General features: G+C 62.2%; 18 protein-coding genes. 11 read left to right on the forward strand and 7 right to left on the reverse strand.

All coding sequences use genetic code 11. The features are described 5' to 3' along the window. A partial coding sequence (locus FS320_RS23175) for a transposase (RefSeq protein WP_152711663.1) occupies positions 1-380 on the forward strand: 380 nt, incomplete at its 5' end. A 4-nt stretch (positions 381-384) separates the two neighbouring features. On the opposite strand, the gene FS320_RS23180 is transcribed toward FS320_RS23175, so the two are convergent. Both FS320_RS23180 and FS320_RS48200 read right to left on the reverse strand, forming a co-directional pair. Continuing rightward, on the reverse strand, positions 385-2,133 hold the full coding sequence (locus tag FS320_RS23180) for a Mur ligase family protein (RefSeq protein WP_338105455.1): 1,749 nt from the start codon (positions 2,131-2,133) through the stop codon (positions 385-387). Beyond that, entirely contained in the window at positions 2,121-2,558 is a 438-nt protein-coding gene (locus FS320_RS48200; RefSeq protein ID WP_244627316.1) for a cyanophycin synthetase family protein, read from the reverse strand. Before FS320_RS48200 ends, FS320_RS23180 begins: the two co-directional genes overlap by 13 nt. Positions 2,559-3,081: 523 nt before the next feature. Here FS320_RS48200 and FS320_RS23185 point away from each other — a divergent pair. After that, positions 3,082-4,713, forward strand: coding sequence for an alpha-D-glucose phosphate-specific phosphoglucomutase (locus FS320_RS23185; protein ID WP_152714295.1), 1,632 nt, complete (start codon positions 3,082-3,084; stop codon positions 4,711-4,713). A gap of 6 nt (positions 4,714-4,719) precedes the next feature. Here the strand turns inward: FS320_RS23185 and FS320_RS23190 are convergent, their stop codons facing one another. Continuing rightward, positions 4,720-5,133: a VOC family protein gene (locus FS320_RS23190; RefSeq protein ID WP_152714296.1), complete on the reverse strand. Its 414-nt coding sequence runs from the start codon at positions 5,131-5,133 to the stop codon at positions 4,720-4,722. A gap of 350 nt (positions 5,134-5,483) precedes the next feature. On the opposite strand from FS320_RS23190, the gene FS320_RS23195 reads away from it, so the two are divergent. After that, positions 5,484-5,864: a hypothetical protein gene (locus FS320_RS23195; RefSeq protein WP_152714297.1), complete on the forward strand. Its 381-nt coding sequence runs from the start codon at positions 5,484-5,486 to the stop codon at positions 5,862-5,864. A gap of 6 nt (positions 5,865-5,870) precedes the next feature. Here FS320_RS23195 and FS320_RS23200 read toward each other — a convergent pair whose 3' ends face one another. Then, complete coding sequence (locus FS320_RS23200; protein ID WP_152714298.1) at positions 5,871-6,929, reverse strand: LacI family DNA-binding transcriptional regulator; 1,059 nt, start codon at positions 6,927-6,929, stop codon at positions 5,871-5,873. Positions 6,930-7,181: 252 nt separating this feature from the next. On the opposite strand from FS320_RS23200, the gene FS320_RS23205 reads away from it, so the two are divergent. The 7 genes from FS320_RS23205 to FS320_RS23235 all read left to right on the forward strand — a co-directional run bounded on the left by FS320_RS23205 (position 7,182) and on the right by FS320_RS23235 (position 14,258). Continuing rightward, positions 7,182-8,702: a sugar ABC transporter ATP-binding protein gene (locus tag FS320_RS23205; RefSeq protein WP_152714299.1), complete on the forward strand. Its 1,521-nt coding sequence runs from the start codon at positions 7,182-7,184 to the stop codon at positions 8,700-8,702. Then, complete coding sequence (locus tag FS320_RS23210; protein ID WP_152714300.1) at positions 8,699-9,697, forward strand: ABC transporter permease; 999 nt, start codon at positions 8,699-8,701, stop codon at positions 9,695-9,697. Before FS320_RS23205 ends, FS320_RS23210 begins: the two co-directional genes overlap by 4 nt. A gap of 64 nt (positions 9,698-9,761) precedes the next feature. Then, entirely contained in the window at positions 9,762-10,712 is a 951-nt protein-coding gene (locus tag FS320_RS23215; RefSeq protein ID WP_152714301.1) for a substrate-binding domain-containing protein, read from the forward strand. A gap of 119 nt (positions 10,713-10,831) precedes the next feature. Further along, positions 10,832-11,893 (forward strand): sugar phosphate isomerase/epimerase family protein, encoded by a 1,062-nt coding sequence (locus tag FS320_RS23220; RefSeq protein WP_152714302.1) that lies wholly within the window; start codon positions 10,832-10,834, stop codon positions 11,891-11,893. A 19-nt stretch (positions 11,894-11,912) separates the two neighbouring features. Further along, entirely contained in the window at positions 11,913-13,088 is a 1,176-nt protein-coding gene (locus FS320_RS23225) for a Gfo/Idh/MocA family protein (protein ID WP_152714303.1), read from the forward strand. A gap of 104 nt (positions 13,089-13,192) precedes the next feature. Continuing rightward, positions 13,193-13,603, forward strand: a complete 411-nt coding sequence (locus FS320_RS23230) for a Fur family transcriptional regulator (protein WP_152714304.1) — start codon at positions 13,193-13,195, stop codon at positions 13,601-13,603. A gap of 202 nt (positions 13,604-13,805) precedes the next feature. Beyond that, on the forward strand, positions 13,806-14,258 hold the full coding sequence (locus tag FS320_RS23235; RefSeq protein WP_152714305.1) for a Fur family transcriptional regulator: 453 nt from the start codon (positions 13,806-13,808) through the stop codon (positions 14,256-14,258). Between the two features lie 85 nt (positions 14,259-14,343). Here the strand turns inward: FS320_RS23235 and FS320_RS23240 are convergent, their stop codons facing one another. Further along, the gene (locus FS320_RS23240; RefSeq protein WP_152714306.1) at positions 14,344-17,427 is read right to left on the reverse strand and encodes an efflux RND transporter permease subunit; all 3,084 of its coding nucleotides are present in this window, start codon (positions 17,425-17,427) and stop codon (positions 14,344-14,346) included. Between the two features lie 9 nt (positions 17,428-17,436). Next, positions 17,437-18,570: an efflux RND transporter periplasmic adaptor subunit gene (locus tag FS320_RS23245; RefSeq protein ID WP_152714307.1), complete on the reverse strand. Its 1,134-nt coding sequence runs from the start codon at positions 18,568-18,570 to the stop codon at positions 17,437-17,439. A gap of 143 nt (positions 18,571-18,713) precedes the next feature. Between FS320_RS23245 and FS320_RS23250 the strand changes: the two genes are divergently transcribed. Beyond that, the gene (locus FS320_RS23250; RefSeq protein ID WP_152714308.1) at positions 18,714-19,286 is read left to right on the forward strand and encodes a TetR/AcrR family transcriptional regulator; all 573 of its coding nucleotides are present in this window, start codon (positions 18,714-18,716) and stop codon (positions 19,284-19,286) included. Positions 19,287-19,376: 90 nt separating this feature from the next. On the opposite strand, the gene FS320_RS23255 is transcribed toward FS320_RS23250, so the two are convergent. Next, positions 19,377-19,717: integrase core domain-containing protein (locus FS320_RS23255; protein ID WP_152714309.1), on the reverse strand; the 341-nt coding region annotated here is incomplete at its 5' end.

Here is a 19,717-nt window from a genome sequence, read left to right on the forward strand (position 1 = left end):
ACCTCCATGACCGCGCCGGAGCCGAACTCCTGCTGGAGGGTCTGCAGAATCTGTTTCCGGCCATTGAGTTGATGTGGGCCGACACGGCTTATCGTGGGCTGAAGGACTGGCTCCAGAAGGCCCTGAGCTGGAGATTATCCATCCCGCAGCATTGGTGGAGCGGCGGAACCTGGATGCGGGCTGACGCGGAGCCGCCGACGCGACCGAGTGGCTTCCAGGTGCTCGCACGCAGGTGGGTTGTCGAGCGGACCATCGGTTGGCTCACCACCAACCGGCGGCTCGCCAAGGACTACGAACGCTTGGTCGAGACCGGCGAGATGTTGCTCTATCTCGCCATGAGCCGCATCCTGCTGCGTCGCCTCACGCGAAAGGAAAGATAATTGCTCACCAGCCTCTCAGATGAATGCTGTCGCCATCGTCATGGATCACGATTTCGCCACCGTCGATCACGCCCGGTTCGCGCACGACGGCAAAGCCGCCATCCTCGATGTGATCGCGTAGGAAGTCGGGCATGTCGGCGCCGCCACGAAGGGAGAAGTATCCCAGCCTGCCGCCAGCCCGCCGACGCAAACTGACTGCCATCGGATCATCGGCATTGAGGATGCTGGTGCCGTTGCGGTGCACCGCCTCCACGACAACGGACTTCACCCAAGCGAGGTCCTCGATGGTGTCGATTCCTTTCAACCCGAGATGATCAGGCTGGATATTCGTGATCAGGCCTACGTCGCATTCCGAGAAGCCGAGACCCTCCCGCAGGATACCGCCGCGGGCCGTTTCCAATACCGCCACGTCCACGGTCGGATCACGGAGTACCACGCGAGCGCTCCAAGGCCCCGAGGCATCCGCCTCCACGATCCTGTCGCCGTTCACATAGATGCCGGTTGTCGACGTCAGCCCGACATTAAGGCCTTGAGCGCGCAGGATATGTCCGACCATGCGTGAGGTGGTTGATTTGCCGTTGGTGCCCGTGATGGCAAGGATCGGGATGCGCGTCGGTGTGCCACGAGGAAAGAGCATATCCATCACGGGCCGGGCCACGTTGCGGGCGCGTCCTTCCGAAGGCTGCAGGTGCATGCGGAAGCCTGGTGCGGCATTGACCTCGATGATCCCGCCACCCGTCTCATGAACCGAGCGCGTGATGTCGGGCGCGATGAAGTCGATGCCCGCCACATCCAGGCCGATGGCGCGTGCGGCCCTGCGGGCGATCAGGGCATTGTCGGGGTGGATGTCGTCGGTGCGATCGACAGCTGTGCCACCGGTCGAGAGATTGGCCGTATCACACAGATAGACCACCTGCCCGATAGCCGGTACGCTATCCGTTTCAAGGCCCGCCTTTGCCAGGACGCCGAGCGTGTGATCGTCGATCTTAATCCGGGTCATGACATTCTCATGGCCTTCGCCGCGGCGCGGATCCTGGTTTACTTCGTCGACCAGGGCCGTGATGCTGCGCTCGCCGTCGCCTACGACATGGGCAGGGATACGCTCGGCCACTGCCACCACCTCCCCGTTCACCACGAGGATCCGGTGATCCTGGCCCTTGAAGCAGCTCTCGACGATGACGCGCCGGCTGTGCCTGCTTGCCTCCTCAAACGCGCGGGTGACTTCTTCTGCCGTCGATAGATCGATGCTGACGCCGCGCCCGTGATTGCCGTCGAGCGGCTTGACCACGACCGGGTAACCGATCCGCTCGGCGGCACGCACCGCATCTTCGGCACTGCGAACCACCTCGCCCCGCGGGACCGGCAGTCCCGCGTCGGCCAGGAGGCTCTTCGTGAGATCCTTGTCGCCGGCTGCATCCGTGGCGATCTGCGAGGTCAGGCTTGTGATGCTGGCCCGGATCCGCTTCTGATATCGTCCGGTGCCCAATTGCACGAGGCTTTGGTCGTCCAAGCGCAGGACCGGGATACCCCGCCGCTCAGCTTCTTGTACGAGGGACATGGTCGTCGGGCCAAGCGCCCTGCGCCGGAGGACATATCGGAGAGCCTTGAGGGCTGCATCAAGGTCGAAAGGACCTTCGAATGCAGGCTCGCTCTCATCCCTGTAGATGCGGTCAAGTCCCTTGATGCCCTGAAGTCCAGGCGGCAGCAGCGAATCCACGAGTTGGAGAGCCAAGCGCCCGGCTACAAGTCCCACATCCTCTTCACGATAGCAAACATCACATTGTAGACGCCGGCTTCTCCCTTCACGGAGCGGGTCTTTCCCCGGGTCACGCGGGCGCCGATCAAGGTCTGGAGCTCAAGGGCAATGTGCTCGGCAACATGGCCCAGCCACGTGCCCTCCTCAAGGCGGTGGACGAAACCTCCGCGCTCATGAAAACTGCAGCCATGCTCATGCAGTCCAGGCAGCAGAGACAGGAGGCGCTCGGTAAAGCCCGGCAGGCGATTGGACGGCCATTCCTCCAGCGTGCCGAGATCGAGCTTGATGCGGATCATCGGGGTGAGACTGTAGAGATGAGGTCCTCGGTAAACACCACGGTCGATCACATGCATCTGGCTCGTCGTCACCTCGCAAAAGGCTTGGGCATCAATGTTGTGCTTCTGATCCGACAGCTGACTCATGGCTTCTCCGGAACCGGCTTGTACGTGACGATCATCGCCCATTCTCGGGAACTCCTAACGGTAGAGGACAAGACGGCTCCGCTATCGCAGACTGCCTTTGTCCACGTCTCAATTGGCGATCAAATGATGAAAGAGCGTGCAGAATGCACTCTGGGGCTGTTTAATTCGTGAGCGCTGCCCTTTGTTCCAGCACGGAGACAGCGCCAACACAATATTAAAGCTACAATAACATATGTTATACTTGTTTCGTGTTGTGACGGGTTCGCCGGAACTTCCGGAAATCAAGCAAACTTCAAGTACAGACCTTCTCAGGACTTTCTTTTTCGCTCGGTTTTGATGTCTTGACCTGCACCTGGATGGATCAGACGATGCAGAGCGCAATTGAGCGTCTTCATCTTAGCTTCATCTGGGCAGTGGCATCTCGTCCGCGCAACCCTAAAATGGTCGGCATGCCCCTGCCGGGGTGTCATGCAATCGAGAACCGGCCTTTCAAGAGCCACCTCCAAGGAAGTGATCTGCACCGATGGTGACCAACCGCATTCCGACGACACCGTTTTCCGATCAGCGTCCCGGTACGTCCGGCCTGCGCAAGAAGGTCACCGTCTTCCAGCAGCCCCGGTATGTGGAGAACTTCATTCAATCGATCTTCGACATTGTCGAGAACAAGGATGGTTCGACCCTTGTGATCGGCGGCGACGGGCGCTTCTTCAACGAATCGGTTGTCCAGACCGCGATCAGGATGGCGGCAGCAAACGGCTTCGGCCGTGTCCTCGTCGGGCAGAAGGGGCTTCTGTCCACGCCGGCTGCCTCCTGCGTGATCCGCAAGCACAAGGCCATCGGCGGCCTCGTTCTTTCTGCCAGCCACAATCCGGGCGGTCCTGACGGCGATTTCGGCATCAAGTTCAACATGTCCCATGGCGGACCGGCCCCGGAATCCTTCACAGAGGCCGTCTTCCAGAAGGCGAGCGCGATAAGCGAATACAAGATCGTCGATGATGCGGACATCGACCTCAGCCGCATCGGATCGACCAAGGTTGGCCCCATGGCGGTCGAGGTGATCGATCCCGTTGCCGATTACGCGGAGCTGATGGAGCAGCTGATCGATTTCGAGAAGATCGCCGATCTGTTCCGTTCGGGTTTCCGCATGCGCTTCGATGCTCTGAGCGCTATCACGGGCCCCTATGCGAAAGCCATACTCGAAGGTCGTCTCGGCGCGCCGGCGGGCACGGTCGTCAATGGCGAGCCGAAGCCTGATTTCGGTGGCCATCATCCCGATCCGAACCCTGTCCATGCCCACGATCTCATGGAGCTGATGCTTGGGCCCGATGCACCCGATTTCGGCGCAGCCTCAGACGGTGACGGCGACCGCAACATGATTGTGGCCCCGGGACTGTTCGTGACGCCCAGCGACAGCCTCGCCATCCTCACGAGCCATGCCCATCTGGCCCCTGGCTATGCCAAGGGCCTTGCCGCCGTGGCCCGCTCCATGCCGACGAGCCGCGCCGCCGACCGAGTCGCGGCCAAACTCGGCATCAACTGCTTCGAGACGCCCACGGGCTGGAAGTTCTTCGCCAACCTTCTGGATGCGGGTCTCATCACCCTCTGCGGCGAGGAGAGCGCGGGCACGGGCTCGAACCACATCCGCGAGAAGGACGGTCTCTGGGCCGTGCTGCTGTGGCTCAACATCCTGGCCGTCACCAAGAAGCCGGCGGATCAGATCGTGCGCGAGCACTGGGCAACGTTCGGGCGCGATTACTACACGCGCCACGACTACGAGGAACTCGAAACAGCGCCGGCCAATGAGTTGATGGACGTCCTGCGGGCGAAGCTCCCTACCCTGCCCGGCCAGCGCGTCGGCGGGCTCACGGTCCAATCGTGCGACGACTTCGCCTATACGGACCCGGTCGACAAATCCGTGACGCCGAAGCAGGGCATCCGCATCCTCTTCGCGGAGGATGCCCGCGCCGTGTTCCGCCTGTCGGGAACCGGCACATCGGGTGCAACGCTGAGAGTCTATCTCGAACGCTTCGAGCCGAACCCCGACCAGCACAACCTGTCGACAGCCGAAGTTCTGGCTCCTCTCGTCCAGGCCGCGAATGATATTGCGGAAATCGCGACCCGCACGGGTCGCAACGAGCCCAGCGTCGTGACCTGAAGCAGCTCAGTAGGTTTCCCAGAGTCCCGGCGTCGCCAGTTCGAGAAGGTGACCGTCGGGATCCCGGAAGTAGAGACTGGTTCCGCCACGGGACCATGTGGTCCTGCTCTCGATAGGGATGCCCCGCTCCTGGAGCCACCCCTCCCATTCGGCCAGTTCGCTCGCTGAAACGGCAAAGCCGATATGCAGCGGTCCCTCCCCGTCATGGGGCGGGATCGTCCCGCCGGGCGTGGGCATCGGCTCATTCGAGCCGCCGCGCAGGAACAGGAGCAGGACGTTTTTCCCGCCGACGTCGAAAGCGCACATACGCTGGTTGCTGAAAAGCGGTCTCAGGCCGAGATCGTCCTGGTAGAAGGCACGCGCGCGCGACAGGTCGTCGACATAAAGCGCCGTCTCAAGAATGGCATTCAGCTTGGGCATCTCTGACCCCATGTGAGATCCGGTCTGCCTGTATTTTGTCCTCCGGCGCCTTTGCCATGTCCAGTTGTCCTTGAAATCCGGGCATTCCAAAGAGGCGAAAAAATGGGCAATGGTGCTGACCTTTTGATCTTGAAACAGATCAGCGCGTCCCTTAATTATTGCAGTGCAGCACGGCGATTGGCGTCGCAGTGTTGCTGCCCTTCTTGGGCGTTTCCTCCCTAAACTTCGGGCCGTTGGCAACAACGGCCTTTTTTCTTGTCTGGAGACAGGAGGATCCTGAGGCGACTTCAGGACCGGAACCTCGCGTAACTCCAACGGTTTTTCCCCTCAGCGGAGCCCGGGAGAGTACGATGTCCACCCGTTCAGACAATCCTCATCACGCCGACATTCCTCCGACGCATACGGTCAAGCCGGTGGATGCACCGCCTCTGACCGAGCGCTCGACCACGGCGCAGTTGAAAGGCGACATCGACAGCGGCCGGACAGGCGACAAGAATGCGGTGTTCGATCCCGGTCTCTCTCCGTTGGGTACCGATGATGAGGCCGGTGGCACTCCGCCGACACCGGAGCAGGTCGATCTGGCCCGTCATCAGGAGTCGTCCGTACGCTGGAAGGACGGCACAGAGAAAGACAGCTATGCCCACCGAAACTCGCACAAGGTTCTCTATGCCTATGTGGGCTTTATCGGTCTGGTGCTCGTCCTGTTCATCGGCGCCTTCTCGATATTCTGATCCGCATCAGAGCGGCGCCACGCTGTCCCGGATCACCAGCTCCGTCTCCAGCCGGATCCGCTTGGGGGACGACCGACCCTGCAGAAGTTCGATCAGGGCCGATGCCGCCGCCTGCCCCAATTCCCGCCGCGGCTGATGGATCGTGGTCAGCGGTGGCTCGGCCACGGCGGCAAACTCGATATCGTCGAACCCGGCCACGGAGATGTCCTCGGGTACTCTGAGCCCAGCGGAGAAGAGGGTGCGCATGAGACCGATGGCCATCTCATCGCTGGTGCAGAACACGGCTGTCGGACGGGTGGGTCGTGCCACCAGGTCCTGACCAGCCCGCACGCCCGCCTCGATGGTGTAATCCCCCGGAAGGACGAGGGCCGGGTCGAACGGCAGACCAGCTGTCTCCAATCCGTCCTTGAATCCCTGGAAGCGCTCGCGCTCGAGGATATTGCTGGCCGGACCACTCACATAGGCGATGCTGCGATGACCCAGGGAGGCCAAGTGCTGCGTCATGCCGTAGGCTGCGGCGCGGTTGTCGATCTCGATCTGCGGAATGTCGGCTCCGGGGATCGCTTCGCAGACCGCCACGAGCGGGATCTTGATCCGGGCCGGCTGCCCCTCCCCTTCACGGCTCTGCCCGAACAGGTGACCGTTGAGAAGAATGGCGCCGTCCACCCGGCCTGCCGCCGTGAAGGCCGCGAAATGCGCCTCCTTCTCGGGCGAACCGTCGAGATCGCTGATGATCATGCCGTAGCCGGCCTCGAAGAGGGTTTCCTCAATACCGCGCAAAATCTTGGAGAAGAAAGTGTTCGAGAGATCCGGCAGAACGACCAGCACCATATAGGTCTTCTGCGAGCGTAGGGTGCGCGCGGCGGGGTTGGGCACATAACCGGTCTTGGCGATGGCCTCCAGCACCCGCGCACGAGCCTCGGGCGAAACACGCTCCGGCGTCGCAAGGGCTCGGCTAACCGTCGCAGTCGAGACATCGGCAAGCTTCGCGACATCCTGAATCCGCGCTGCACGGATCGAAATGCCCCCCGACTCCGGCCTGTCCTTTTGCCCTACGTCGTCCATGCACCTCCCCCTACCATGGTTCTGTTTGACAGAAGCCGTCGTTTCGGTAAAGTTTTATGTAATCGATTACATAGGGCCGTTGTCGTGCCCTTCGCTAGCACTAGATCGTCAGATGTCCCGGCAGAGGACAAGGCGATAAGCCAGGAGGAAACGAATGCCAGCTCACGCGCCGTCCAGCTGATCCATCCGCACAGCCTTTGATGACCGTCTTCCCGAGCGGAAGCGAGCGATGCCGCTCATCCGGAGCCGTTTATGGAATCCGTCCTTCGTGCAGAGAACATCTCGAAATCCTTCGGACCGATTGAGGTCCTGAGCGGCATTTCGCTGGATCTGAAGCCCGGCGAAGTTCATGCCGTCATCGGCGAGAACGGGGCCGGCAAGTCGACCCTGATGCGAATTCTGTCGGGTCACATCGCGCCCACGAAGGGCAGCCTGCATCTGAACGGCCAGCCGATCAGCTTCTCAGGACCCGTGGATGCGGAGAGCCACGGCATCGTTCTCGTGCACCAGGAAATCCTTCTCGCCCCGGACCTGACGGTGGCGCAGAACCTCTTCCTCGGCCGGGAGATCAGGCGCTTCGGCTTGGTCGACGACAAGGCCATGCGCGAGCGGACGCGGGCGATCCTGCGTGAACTCGGCACGGGCATCGATCCCGACCGGGAGGTCAGCCGCCTCTCCATCGCCGACCGGCAGCTTGTCCAGATCGCGCGCGCTCTGCTGGTGCCGCACAAGGTGGTGGCCTTCGACGAGCCGACGGCGGTGCTCACCCCTATCGAGGCCGAGAGCCTGTTCGAGATCATCCGCAAGCTGCGCTCTCAGGGCGTGGCGGTGCTCTATATCTCGCACCGCCTGAACGAGGTGAAGGCGATTGCGGATCGCGTCACGGTGCTGCGAGACGGGCGCCACATCTCAACCCGCGATGTCGAAGGTCTGGAACCGCTGGAGATGGCACGCCTGATGGTTGGGCGCGACATGTCCAAGCTCTATCCGGAAAAGCCGGCCACCGCCTCCGACCAGTCTCTTTTGACGGTGCGCGACATGGCCGTGCCAGGGTATGTGGAGAATGCCTCGTTTACTCTGCACCGCGGCGAGATCCTCGGCTTCGGCGGCCTGATCGGAGCGGGTCGCACTGAGCTCTTCGAAGCTCTGGTGGGCCTTCGTCCGGGCCACGGCGCGATCAACCTCGATGGCAAACAGGTTCATTTCCGCGATGCCCGCGAAGCGATGGCGGCGGGGATCGTCTATCTCTCCGAGGACCGGAAAGGGAAAGGCCTGCTGCTGCAGCAGAACCTCCGGGTCAACCTGACCCTGGCGGCCCTCGAGAAGTTCAGCCGCGGACCCTTCATCGATGGAGGCGGCGAGGAGAAGGCGCTCGACAAGGCGATCAAGGATTTCGACATCCGCACCCGGCGCCGCGACCTCCTCGCCGGGCAGCTCTCCGGCGGCAACCAGCAGAAGCTGCTGCTCGCCAAGATGATGCTGGTGGAGCCGCGTATCGTCATCATCGACGAGCCGACGCGCGGCGTCGATATCGGCACCAAGGAACAGATCTACCGCTTCATCGCCTCGCTCGCAGCCGAGGGGCGCGCCGTCGTGGTCATCTCCTCCGAGATGCAGGAGCTGATCGGCCTGTGCCACCGAGCCGTCGTGATGCGCAACGGGCGCGTCGCGGGCGAAGTCGCGCAAGCGGATCTGTCGGAAGATTCCATCGTTTATCTCGCCACTGGCGTTCACGAAGAAAGGGCGGCGGAAATCGCCGCGGGCCACGCATGACCGAAACCGTGCTTCGCTCGAGCGCTGAGAAGCGCCGGTTCAACATTGATATGCGGGCTCTCTCGCCCTTCATCGCACTCATCGTGCTCATCATCGCGGGCGCACTGATCAACCCGGATTTCCTGACCGCGTCGAACTTGCTCAACGTGGTGACGCGCTCGGCTTTCATCGCCATCATCGCGGTGGGCGCGACCTTCGTGATAGCCGGCGGCGGGCTCGATCTCTCAGTCGGCTCAATGGCGGCGCTCACGGCCGGCGTCATGATCCTGACCCTGAACAATCTCGGCGGCGGGGACGTGGGCACCCTGGCGCTCGGCATGCTCGCCGCCATTGCCCTCAGTGCCGCTTGCGGCTTGGCGAACGGCCTCATCGTCACCTTCGGACGCATCGAGCCCTTCATCGTGACGCTCGGCACCATGGGCATCTATCGCTCCCTGGTGATCTGGCTTGCGGCAGGCGGCACCATCACGATGCGCAATTTCGAGCTGCGCGAGCTCTACCGCCCGGTCTATTTCGACAGCATTCTCGGTGTTCCGATTCCCATCATCGCGTTCATGCTGGTTGCCGCCATCGGCGCACTGATCCTCTACCGCACCTCATTCGGCCGCCATGTCGTCGCGCTGGGCTCCAACGAGGATGTGGCCCGCTATTCGGGCGTGCCGATCTGGCGCGTGCGCACGCTCACCTACATCATCCAAGGCATCTGCGTCGGCATCGCCGTGCTGGTCTATGTGCCGCGCCTCGGCTCCGCCACGCCGACGACCGGCCTTTTGTGGGAATTGCAGGCCATCACGGCCGTCGTTATCGGCGGCACGGCCCTCAAGGGCGGCATCGGCCGCGTCTGGGGCACGGTGGTCGGCGCCGTGATCCTCGAACTCGTCGCCAACATCATGGTGCTGTCGAACTTCGTCTCCGAGTTTCTCGTGGGAGCCGTTCAGGGCGCCATCATCATTATCGCCATGCTCGTGCAGCGGTCAGTTCACCGCGGGCGATGAAACCGGTGCGGGCCTGCCGGACAAGGGACAAAGGCCCCAAACCAACCCTCCAGGGAGGAACGAGATGAAAGCAACGGTACTGAAGTTCGCGATGGCGGCAGGCCTCATGGCCGGCGTTGCCACCGGCGTGATGGCCCAGCAGAAGAACGTGACGATCGGCGTCTCGATCCCGGCTGCGACCCATGGCTGGACGGGCGGCGTCGTCTACCACGCCCAGGAGACCGCAAAGCAGCTCGAAAAGGGCTATCCGGGCCTCAAGGTGATCGTGAAGACCTCTCCCGATGGCGCGGCGCAGGCGAATGCCCTCGATGACCTGACCTCGCAGAAGGTTGACGCGCTCGTGGTCCTGCCCTTCAACTCCGACGAGTTGACGAACCCGGTCCGCGAGATCAAGAAGCGCGGCACTCTCATCACCGTGGTCGATCGCGGCCTCAAGGATCCGTCGATCCAGGACATCTATGTCGCCGGCAACAATCCGGAATTCGGCCGCGTCGCCGGCAAGTACTTCGTCGACAACCTCAAGCAGGGCAATGTCGTCGTCTTCCGCGGCATTCCGACCGTGATCGACGAGGAGCGCGTGACGAACTTCGAGAAGGCCCTCGAAGGCTCCGGCGTGAAGGTGATCGACAAGCAATATGCCAACTGGAACCGGGACGATGCCTTCAAGGTGATGCAGGACTTCCTGTCCAAGCATCCGAAGATCGACGCGGTCTGGGCCTCGGACGACGACATGGCGCTCGGCATCATGGAAGCGATCCGTCAGGCCAAGCGCGAGGACATCAAGTTCGTCCTCGGCGGCGCCGGCATGAAGGACATGATCAAGAAAGTCATGGACGGCGACAAGATGATCCCGGCCGACGTGTCCTATCCGCCGTCGATGATCTCCACCGCCATGGGCGTCACCGCGGCACATTTCTACACCAACGCTCCCATGCGCGGCACTTACGTGCTCAACGCTCAGCTGATCACGAAGGACAACGCCAAGGAGCACTACTTCCCGAACTCGCCGTTCTAACCGGCGTGGCTCTCGCCCCTTCGTGCCGAAGGGGCGAGAGCCACGGCAAGCTGCTTGATCAGGAGCCTCTTCCCCTTGCCTCTTTTCGCCTTCACTCACGTCACTTCGGGAGTTCACCCATGAAGACCATGAAGGGCCCCGGCCTCTTCCTTGCGCAATTCGCCGGCGACGAGGCTCCATTCAACTCGCTCGACGCAATCTGCCGCTGGGCAGCCTCCCTCGGCTACAAGGGTGTTCAGATTCCCACCTGGGATCCGCGCCTGATCGATCTCAGCAAAGCCGCGGAATCGGACACATATTGCGACGAGATGGCCGGCATCGTGCGCTCGCACGGCATGGAAATCACGGAACTCTCCACGCACCTGCAGGGCCAGCTCGTCGCCGTTCATCCAGCCTATGACGAGGCCTTCGACGGGTTTGCGATACCTGAGGTCCGCAATAACCCGAAGGCGCGGCAGGAATGGGCGGTGAACCAGATGCTGATGGCGGCGAAAGCCTCGAAGCGTCTGGGCCTGAGTGCCAGCGTCACCTTCTCCGGCGCGCTGGCTTGGCCCTTCATGTATCCTTGGCCGCAGCGTCCCGCCGGTCTCGTCGAGACGGCCTTCGAGGAGTTGGGGCGCCGGTGGAAGCCGATCCTCGACGCCTACGAGGAAGCCGGCTGCGATGTCTGTTACGAAATCCATCCCGGCGAGGATATTCACGACGGCGCCACCTTCGAACGCTTCGTCGATGCGGTCGGCGAACATCGGCGCGCCTGCATCAACTACGATCCGAGCCATTTCCTGCTGCAGCAGCTCGACTATGTCGCCTTCATCGATCTCTATCACGAGCGCATCAAGGCATTCCACGCCAAGGACGCTGAGTTCAACCCGTCCGGGCGCATCGGCGTCTATGGCGGCTACGAGAGCTGGATCAACCGCGCCGGCCGCTTCCGCTCCCTCGGCGACGGACAGGTGGATTTCAACGCCATCTTCTCCAAGCTCGCGCAATACGACTACGATTCCTGGGCCGTGCTGGAATGGGAATGCGCGTTGAAGCATCCGGAAGACGGCGCGCGCGAAGGCGCAGAGTTCATCCAGGCGCATATCATCCGCGTCACGGAAAAGGCCTTCGACGATTTCGCCGCCGGCGGGACGGACGAGGCCGCCAACCGTCGGATGCTCGGCATCGACGCCGCATAAGTTTCAAGGGGGCAAACACATGACGATCGCTGGATCTCCGGATCAGAAGCTCAACCGCCGGCTGCGCCTCGGCATGGTCGGCGGAGGGCGCGGCGCGTTCATCGGCGCCGTTCACCGCATCGCCGCCCGCCTCGACGACCGCTGGGAATTGGTGGCGGGCGCCCTCTCGTCCGATCCGGAGCGGGCGAAGGCCTCCGGCCAGGACCTTCTTCTGAAGCCGGACCGTATCTATGGCGATTTCAATGAGATGGCGCGCCGCGAGCGGCGGCTGAAGGACGGCATCGACGCGGTCGCCATCGTGACGCCGAACCACGCCCATGCGGCGGCGGCCCGCGCCTTCCTGAAGGCCGGCATCCATGTGATCTGCGACAAGCCGCTGACGACCACGCGGCGCGAGGCGGATCAACTGGCAAAACTGGCGCGCGAATCCGGTCTGATCTTCGCGGTTACGCACAATTACACGGGCTACCCGCTCGTGCGGCAGGCCCGCGCCATGATGCAGGCGGGCGAGCTCGGGGCCGTTCGCGTGGTGCAGGTGGAATACGCGCAGGACTGGCTTGCCACCCGCATGGAGGAGACCGGCAGCAAGCAGGCGGAATGGCGCACCGATCCGGCCCGCTCGGGCCCTGCCGGCGCCGTCGGCGATATCGGCACTCACGCCTTCAACCTCGCCGAGTTCATCGCCGGCGACGAGGTCGCGTCGCTGTCGGCGGAGTTGCACACCTTCGTTGAAGGTCGCAGGCTCGACGACAACGCCCATATGATGCTGCGCTTCGCGTCGGGCGCCAAGGGCATGCTCTGGTGCAGCCAGGTGGCGGCCGGCCTCGAGAACGGCCTCCGCATTCGTGTCTACGGCGAGAAGGCGGGTCTCGAATGGCATCAGGAGAACCCGAACTATCTCACCTTCTCGCCGCTCGGCGAACCGCCGCGCACCATCCGCCGCAACGGCTATGGCGCCGATGAGGTCTCCCGCGCCGCCTCGCGCATTCCGGGCGGGCATCCGGAAGGCTATCTCGAAGGCTTCGCCCAGCTCTACACGGATGTGGCGGAGCAGATCGCGGCGCGGATCGAGAACCGCGAACCCAATCCCTTTTCGCTCCAGGTGCCCAACGTCGAGCACGGCGTGCGCGGCGTGCGCTTCATCGAGGCGGCGGTGCGCTCCTCGCAACGCAAGGCGGCCTGGGTCGATCTCTAGCCTGCGGCACAGGGCACCGGCCCCCCTGTGCATCTCTCTTGAAATCGCCTCTGCAATCATGACGTATAGGGTGACACGCTCATAGGCGGAATTGACGATTTCAGATGGCTTCCACGCACCACAATCACGGCCTCGAGGACCTAAACGACACTCAGAAGCGGGTTCACCGGATTCTGTGCTCCGCCCAGAACCCGCTCTCGGCCTATGAGGTCCTCGACAAGATGCGGGCCAAAGGCGCCGTGACGCCGCCGACAGTCTACCGGTCCCTGGAGAAGCTGATCGAGAAGGGCCTGGCGCACCGGCTCGAGAGCCTCAACGCCTATGTGGCCTGCAAGCACCCGCACCACGAACACGACATGGCGGCCTTCGCCATCTGTGAGAGCTGCGGCCTGGTCAAGGAATTCACCGACCCGCATATCAGCGAGCGCCTCTCCCATTGGGGCGATGACCATGCCTTCTGCACCAAGAAGGTGACAGTGGAGATCCGCGGTCTGTGCGAGACCTGCGCAAAGTGAGCTTGAGCGTCGGAACATCAGGCAAATAGATACGTTAATACGTATCAGTGAAGGGGCAAACTCCGCCCTTTGTGTGTCTAAACGCCAGATACCTTTGCGGAATATGCACAGCTGCAAGCGCCTCCAGTAACGATAGCACATTGTCAGATTCGCATTTTACCTATATGAATATATAGGTTCCGTAATAACAGGAGTGTGGCTCATGAGCACCAAGGCCCTCAGGAAAGAAGAAGAGGACAACCTCCTCCGTCGTGCAGACGATCTGTGCCGCCAGAACAATCTCAGACTCACGCCGATTCGCGAACGCGTCTATCGCGAACTGGTCCAGAGCGGCGGCCCGGTCGGAGCTTACGATCTGGTCGACCGTCTCAGCAGCGAGAAGAAGCGTCTGGCTCCGGTCACGATCTATCGCGCTCTCGACTTCCTGCGCGATGCCGGTCTCGTCCATCGTCTGGCGACCCAGAACTCCTACGTCATCTCCCACGGCCAGCCGGACGTGAACGCGATGAAGATCATGTTCGTCGATTCCAAGACGGGCGAGACCATCGAGGTTCACTCGACCGAGGTTGCAGAGGCTGTGAAGAAGGCGGCCGAGCAGGCCGGCTTCAAGTCGGTCTCTCCGTTCATGGAAGTCGAGGGCGAGATCGCCCAGTGAATTTGAAAACAAAAGGCAGAGTCGATTTCTGACCCTGCCTATCGCGACTTGAACTTAAAAGGCCGGGCATTGCCCGGCCTTTTCTTTACTCCGCCGCGAGGGCCTGGCGATGGGGATGCTTCTCTTCCACCCGCTCGGCCCGCACCGTCTCCTTCGAGATGAAGGTGTAGAACATCGGCACCACGAAGAGCGTGAAGATCGTGCCGATCGACATGCCCGACGCGATCACGAGACCCATGGAGAAGCGAGCCGCTGCACCTGCACCGGTCGCATAGAGCAGCGGCGCGACGCCGAGCACCATGGCGGCCGTGGTCATGAGGATCGGGCGAAGGCGCACCCGGGCCGCCTCCTCGATGGCCTCACGCTTGCTGACGCCATGCTTTTCCTTCTGCTCGTTGGCGAACTCCACCATCAGAATGCCGTGCTTGGTGATCAGTCCCACGAGGGTGATCAGCCCGACCTGCGTGTAGATGTTCAGCGTCGCCAAGCCGAGATTCAGGAAGATCATGGCACCGAACATGGAGAGCGGCACCGACATCATGATGATGAACGGATCGCGGAAGCTCTCGAACTGTGCCGCCAGCACCAGATAGATCACGATGACCGCAAGACCGAAGGCGAGGAAGATCGAGCTTCCCTCCTGGATCTCCAGGCGGGACTGGCCGGCATAATCCTCGTAGAAGCCCTGCGGCATGACCTCCTGCCCGATGGAGCGCAGAGTCGCCAAGCCTTCCGACGTGGTCACGCCGGGGAGCGGCAGCGCCGACAATGTCGTCGAATTGAGCTGGTTGAACTGCTCGATGACGGCCGGCGCCGCATCCGTCTTGATGCTCACCAAAGCGGAAAGCGGAACCATGGATCCGTCGGAGGCACGGACATAGTACTCGGCCAGACGTTCCGGATTCAGACGATCCTCCTGCCGGACCTGACTGACGACGTCATAGCTCCGGTTGTCGCGGTCGAACTTCGAGATCGGCGCGCCGCCGACGAGAGCGCCGAGCGTGTTACCGATTTCCGAGACCGGCACGCCGAGGGCGGCGGCGCGGTCGCGATCCACCGTGATGCGAGCCCGGGGCGTCTCATAGGAGATCGAGTTCTGAACCACGATGAACTTGCCGGACTTCATCGCACGCTGCCGGATCTGTTCACCGATCTCATAAGCCTGAGACGAGTCACCGATGGTGCGCAGCACATATTGGATCGGCAGGCCATCGCCGCCACCGGGCAGGGAGGGAGGCGCGAAAACGAAGGCCTGCACGCCGGCATTCTCGTTCAGGAGGTTCTGGATCTCCTGCTTCGTCACAGGACCCTTCTTCTCTCGCTCGCTCCATTCCTTCAACTTGAAGCCGACGAAGCCACCGCCGCCGCCGTCGATGCCGACGATCAGGAAGCTGTCGTCGATCTCGGGGATCTTTTCGGCTGCGCCCGTGAACTGTTTGGAAAAGGCCTGCGTGTAGTCGGCGGTCGCATATTTCGGCGCATTGACCAGGCCGAGATAGGCACCCTGATCTTCTTCGGGCGCAAGCTCGGAAGAAGTCTTGGTGAACAGGAAGGCCGTGGTGCCGAGCAGGACCGCGACGATGACCAGAGTCACGCCGCGATAATCCAGCGAACCCTTCAGGCGCCTTGCATACCAGTTCTCAAGCCGCGTGAAGGTGCGGTCCACGAAGGCAGCGAACCGTCCTTGAGCCCCATGGGACTTCAGCAGCTTCGAGGACATCATCGGCGAAAGCGTCACGGCGACGATGCCGGAGATGATCACTGCCCCTGCAAGCGTGAAGGCGAATTCGCGAAACAGCGAACCGGTCAATCCTTGCGTAAAGCCGATCGGCGCATACACGGCTGCCAGGGTGATCGTCATGGAGACGATGGGAACGAAGATCTCCTTCATGCCCACGACAGCAGCCTCGACGGGCTTCAGCCCCTCCTCGATATGGCGGTGGATGTTCTCCAGCACCACGATGGCGTCGTCGACCACGAGGCCGATGGCGAGCACCATCGCCAGCAGGGTCAGAAGGTTGATCGAATAGCCGAGCGCATAGAGGAAGAAGCAGACGCCGACGAGTGAGAGCGGAATCGTCACGATGGGGATCAGCACCGAGCGGAATGACCCGAGGAACAACAGGATCACCACGACGACGATGAGCGCCGCCTCCCCGATGGTCTTGAACACCTCCTCAATGGAGGCCGAGATGAAGTTCGACGCATCGTAGACGATCTCGACATTCATGCCCTTGGGCAGGGTCGGACGGATCGAATCGATGGCCTTCGTCACGGCCTCGGCAACGGTCAGCGGATTGGCGGACGGGGTCGGCGTGATGCCGATGAAGGTGCCCTGGCTGCCGTTGAAGCTGACGATGGTGTCTGTGCTCTCGGGCCCGAGTTCGACATCGGCCACATCGCGCAAGCGCACGACCTGGTCGCCATTGGACCGGATCGGCAGCATGCTGAAAGTCTCAGGCGTCTGCAGCGTAGTCTGCATGTCGAGCCTGTAGGCCACGTATTCGCTCTGCGTCTTGCCGGGAGCCGCGAGGAAGTTGTTGGCATTGATCGCCTGGACGACGTCGCCAGCCGTCACGCCGCGCGCGGCCAGACGGACGGGATCGATCCACACGCGCATGGAGAAGTCGCGCCCGCCGAGGATCTCGGCGTTGCCGACACCCTCAAGCGTTGCAAAGCGCGGCTGCACGACACGGGTCAGGAATTCGGAGACCTGCTCCGGATTCATCTCCGTGCTGCCGAAGGTGATGTACATGAGAGCGAAGCTCTGGCCCGTACCCTTCATGATGACCGGATCTTCGGCGTCCGACGGAAGCTGCGCGCGAACCTGCTGCACCTTCGCCGTGACTTCGGTGAGCGCCGCGTTCGGATCCGTGTTCAGGCGCATGCGCACGGACACCGTGCTGATGCCCAACCGGCTCTGCGTCGTCACGTAATCCACGCCCTCTGCGCTCGACACGGACTTGGCGATAGGCGTGCTGATGAAGCCCTGGATCAGATCGGCGCTCGCACCCGTATAGGTGGTCGTGATCGTGATCGTGGTTTCCTCGACCTCGGGATACTGACGCACCTGAAGGTTCATCAGTCCCTGCGCGCCGAGCAACAGGATCAGGAGGCTCACCACCATCGACAGGACGGGGCGGCGGATGAAAAGTTCAGTGAAACTCATGGCTTATGCCTATTGTCCGCTCGCGAGCTTCGATGCGTCGAGCTTCGTCACATCGATGCTGTTGTCGATTTTGACGGTTGCACCGGACTGCAGCTTGTTCTGCCCGGAGGCGACCACCTGCTGACCCGGGTTGACGCCGGAGACGATCTCGAGAGCACCGCCACGACGGCGGCCGGTTTTGACGAAGACCTGCTTGACGACCTGGACCTGCTGGCCCTGCTTCTCTTCCTGGTCGATCGTGTAGACGTAATCGCCGTAGAGGCTGGCGATAACGGCCGTCTGCGGGACGGTCATGACATTGGGCTGCTCCGGCAGGATCACCTCCACGTGGAGGAACTGACCCGGGAGAATGGCCCCGTTCTTGTTGTCCTCGACGAGAGCCTGGACCGAGACGAGCCGGGTCTTGGGATCGACGCGCGGGTCCTTGCCGGTGACGTGGCCCTTGAACGGCAGGTTGCCCTCGGTCGTGCCGATATGAACCTCCTGGCCGAGATTGATCTCGCCGGCCCGCTGCTCGGGAACCGTGAAATCGACCTTCATCGACGAGAGGTCCTGGAAGCTCGCAATGACGGTTCCGGGCTGCAGGTACTGACCGACATCGATCCGCGGAATGCCGATCACACCCGAGAAGGGAGCTTTCAGGGCTTTCTGCTCGATGGTCGCCTGCAGACGGGCGAGGCGGGAGCGTGCGGCGGCGAGCAAGGCGCTGGCTTGATCGAGATTGGCCTCCGTCCCATAGCCGCGCGTCGACAAGGTCTTGGCGCGCTCGAAGCTGCTCTCGGCCGTCTTCACGTTCGCCTGGACGTCCTGAATGTCGGCTCGCTCGACCGTGTCGTCCAGCTGAACCAGAACCTCGCCTTGGCGAACGTTCTGGTTGGCCTTGAATTTGATCTCGCTGACGATGCCGGCGATCTCGAAGGCCAACTCGACGCCGTTGGCGGCCTTGGCCGTACCGATGGCACTAATGCTCGGCGTCCACGTCTTCGCCTCGATCTTGGCGGCAGAAACCGCCTGGGCCGGCTGCTGCATGGTGGCGAAGAATTGGGTGATCATCCTGTCGCGGAAGAAGTTGAACCAGACCAACCCAGCGCAAAGTCCGATTGCAAGAATGAAGACAAGAGCAACTACAATGCGCCGTTTCATAGGCTTTTTCCGAGAGTTAGGGCTCACCTCGTGAGCCCTGTACGACTATGGTGGGTGCGGCAATAGCGTAACTTTACCTTGACGCCAAGGCCGTGAGAGAGAATTTATATACCGTCTGGACGGTTTAGTTGCAAGAGTGGTGGATGTTGTTTCCCTGTACCAGAGGCCGTAAGAGTTCCCGCGAAAAGATCCTTGACGCGGCGGCAGAACTCGTTGCCGAAATCGGCGCCGGACGGCTCACATTGGATGCCGTCGCGGAGAAGGCTGGCCTCAGCAAGGGCGGGCTTCTGTACAACTTTCCCACGAAAGAAGCCCTGCTGCAGGGTATGATCCAGCGCATGATCGACCAGGTCACCTTCGAGAAGGATGCCCTGCGGGAAAAGGCCGAACCCGGGCCGAACCTGGAAGCCCGCGTGGTGACGAAAACCCTGCTCAATATCTGCTGCGGCGGCAAGATGCAGGAGTTCGCCACCGGGATGATGGCGGCGACGGCCGAGAACCCAGGCCTCCTCGATCCGGTCCGTCAGGTGATCAGCACCACCCTGGAGCAGTTGAAGGCCAACTCGGACGATCTCGATGCCGCCCTGCTGGGCTGGCTTGCGACCGAGGGCCTCAGCAATCTCGAGATGCATAATCTCAGCCCGTTCTCGAACGCGGATCGGGAGCGGATCGTGAGGGCCATCGACCGGGTCGTGGTCAAGGGCATCGCCGAGTAGCGGATTTTCCGGCCTCAGCGCATCGTGCGAAACAGACGATCCGCGTCGGCGACTGACCCGAAAAGAGGGCTCGCTTTCGGGTCCGACGCTCTAGTTGTCTGGATGCGAGACCTCCTTGGCATGAGCGATGACCTGGAGGGCTGGCGGCAACGCGTCTGCATCGGGTGGCTTGTAGCGGCGGTTGGCGAGCTTCGGCTCGGCAGCCAGGCGGCTTCGCACAACCTCATCCGGGGATCGCCCCTTGAGCACGCGTTGACGTCTTCTGTTATAGGCCTGATTGAAGCCCTTGAGCAGCGTCTCGAGATCCCGATGGCTGTAGATGGTGATGCCCAGCACCTCGCGCTGCACCCGCCCGTTGAAGCGCTCCACGAGACCATTGGTCTGCGGCGTGTAGGGCTTGGTCTTGCGGTGCTCCAGCTTCAGCTGGCGGC

Origin of the sequence: Microvirga tunisiensis, assembly GCF_009296175.1 — a bacterium.
Lineage (GTDB): Bacteria > Pseudomonadota > Alphaproteobacteria > Rhizobiales > Beijerinckiaceae > Microvirga > Microvirga tunisiensis.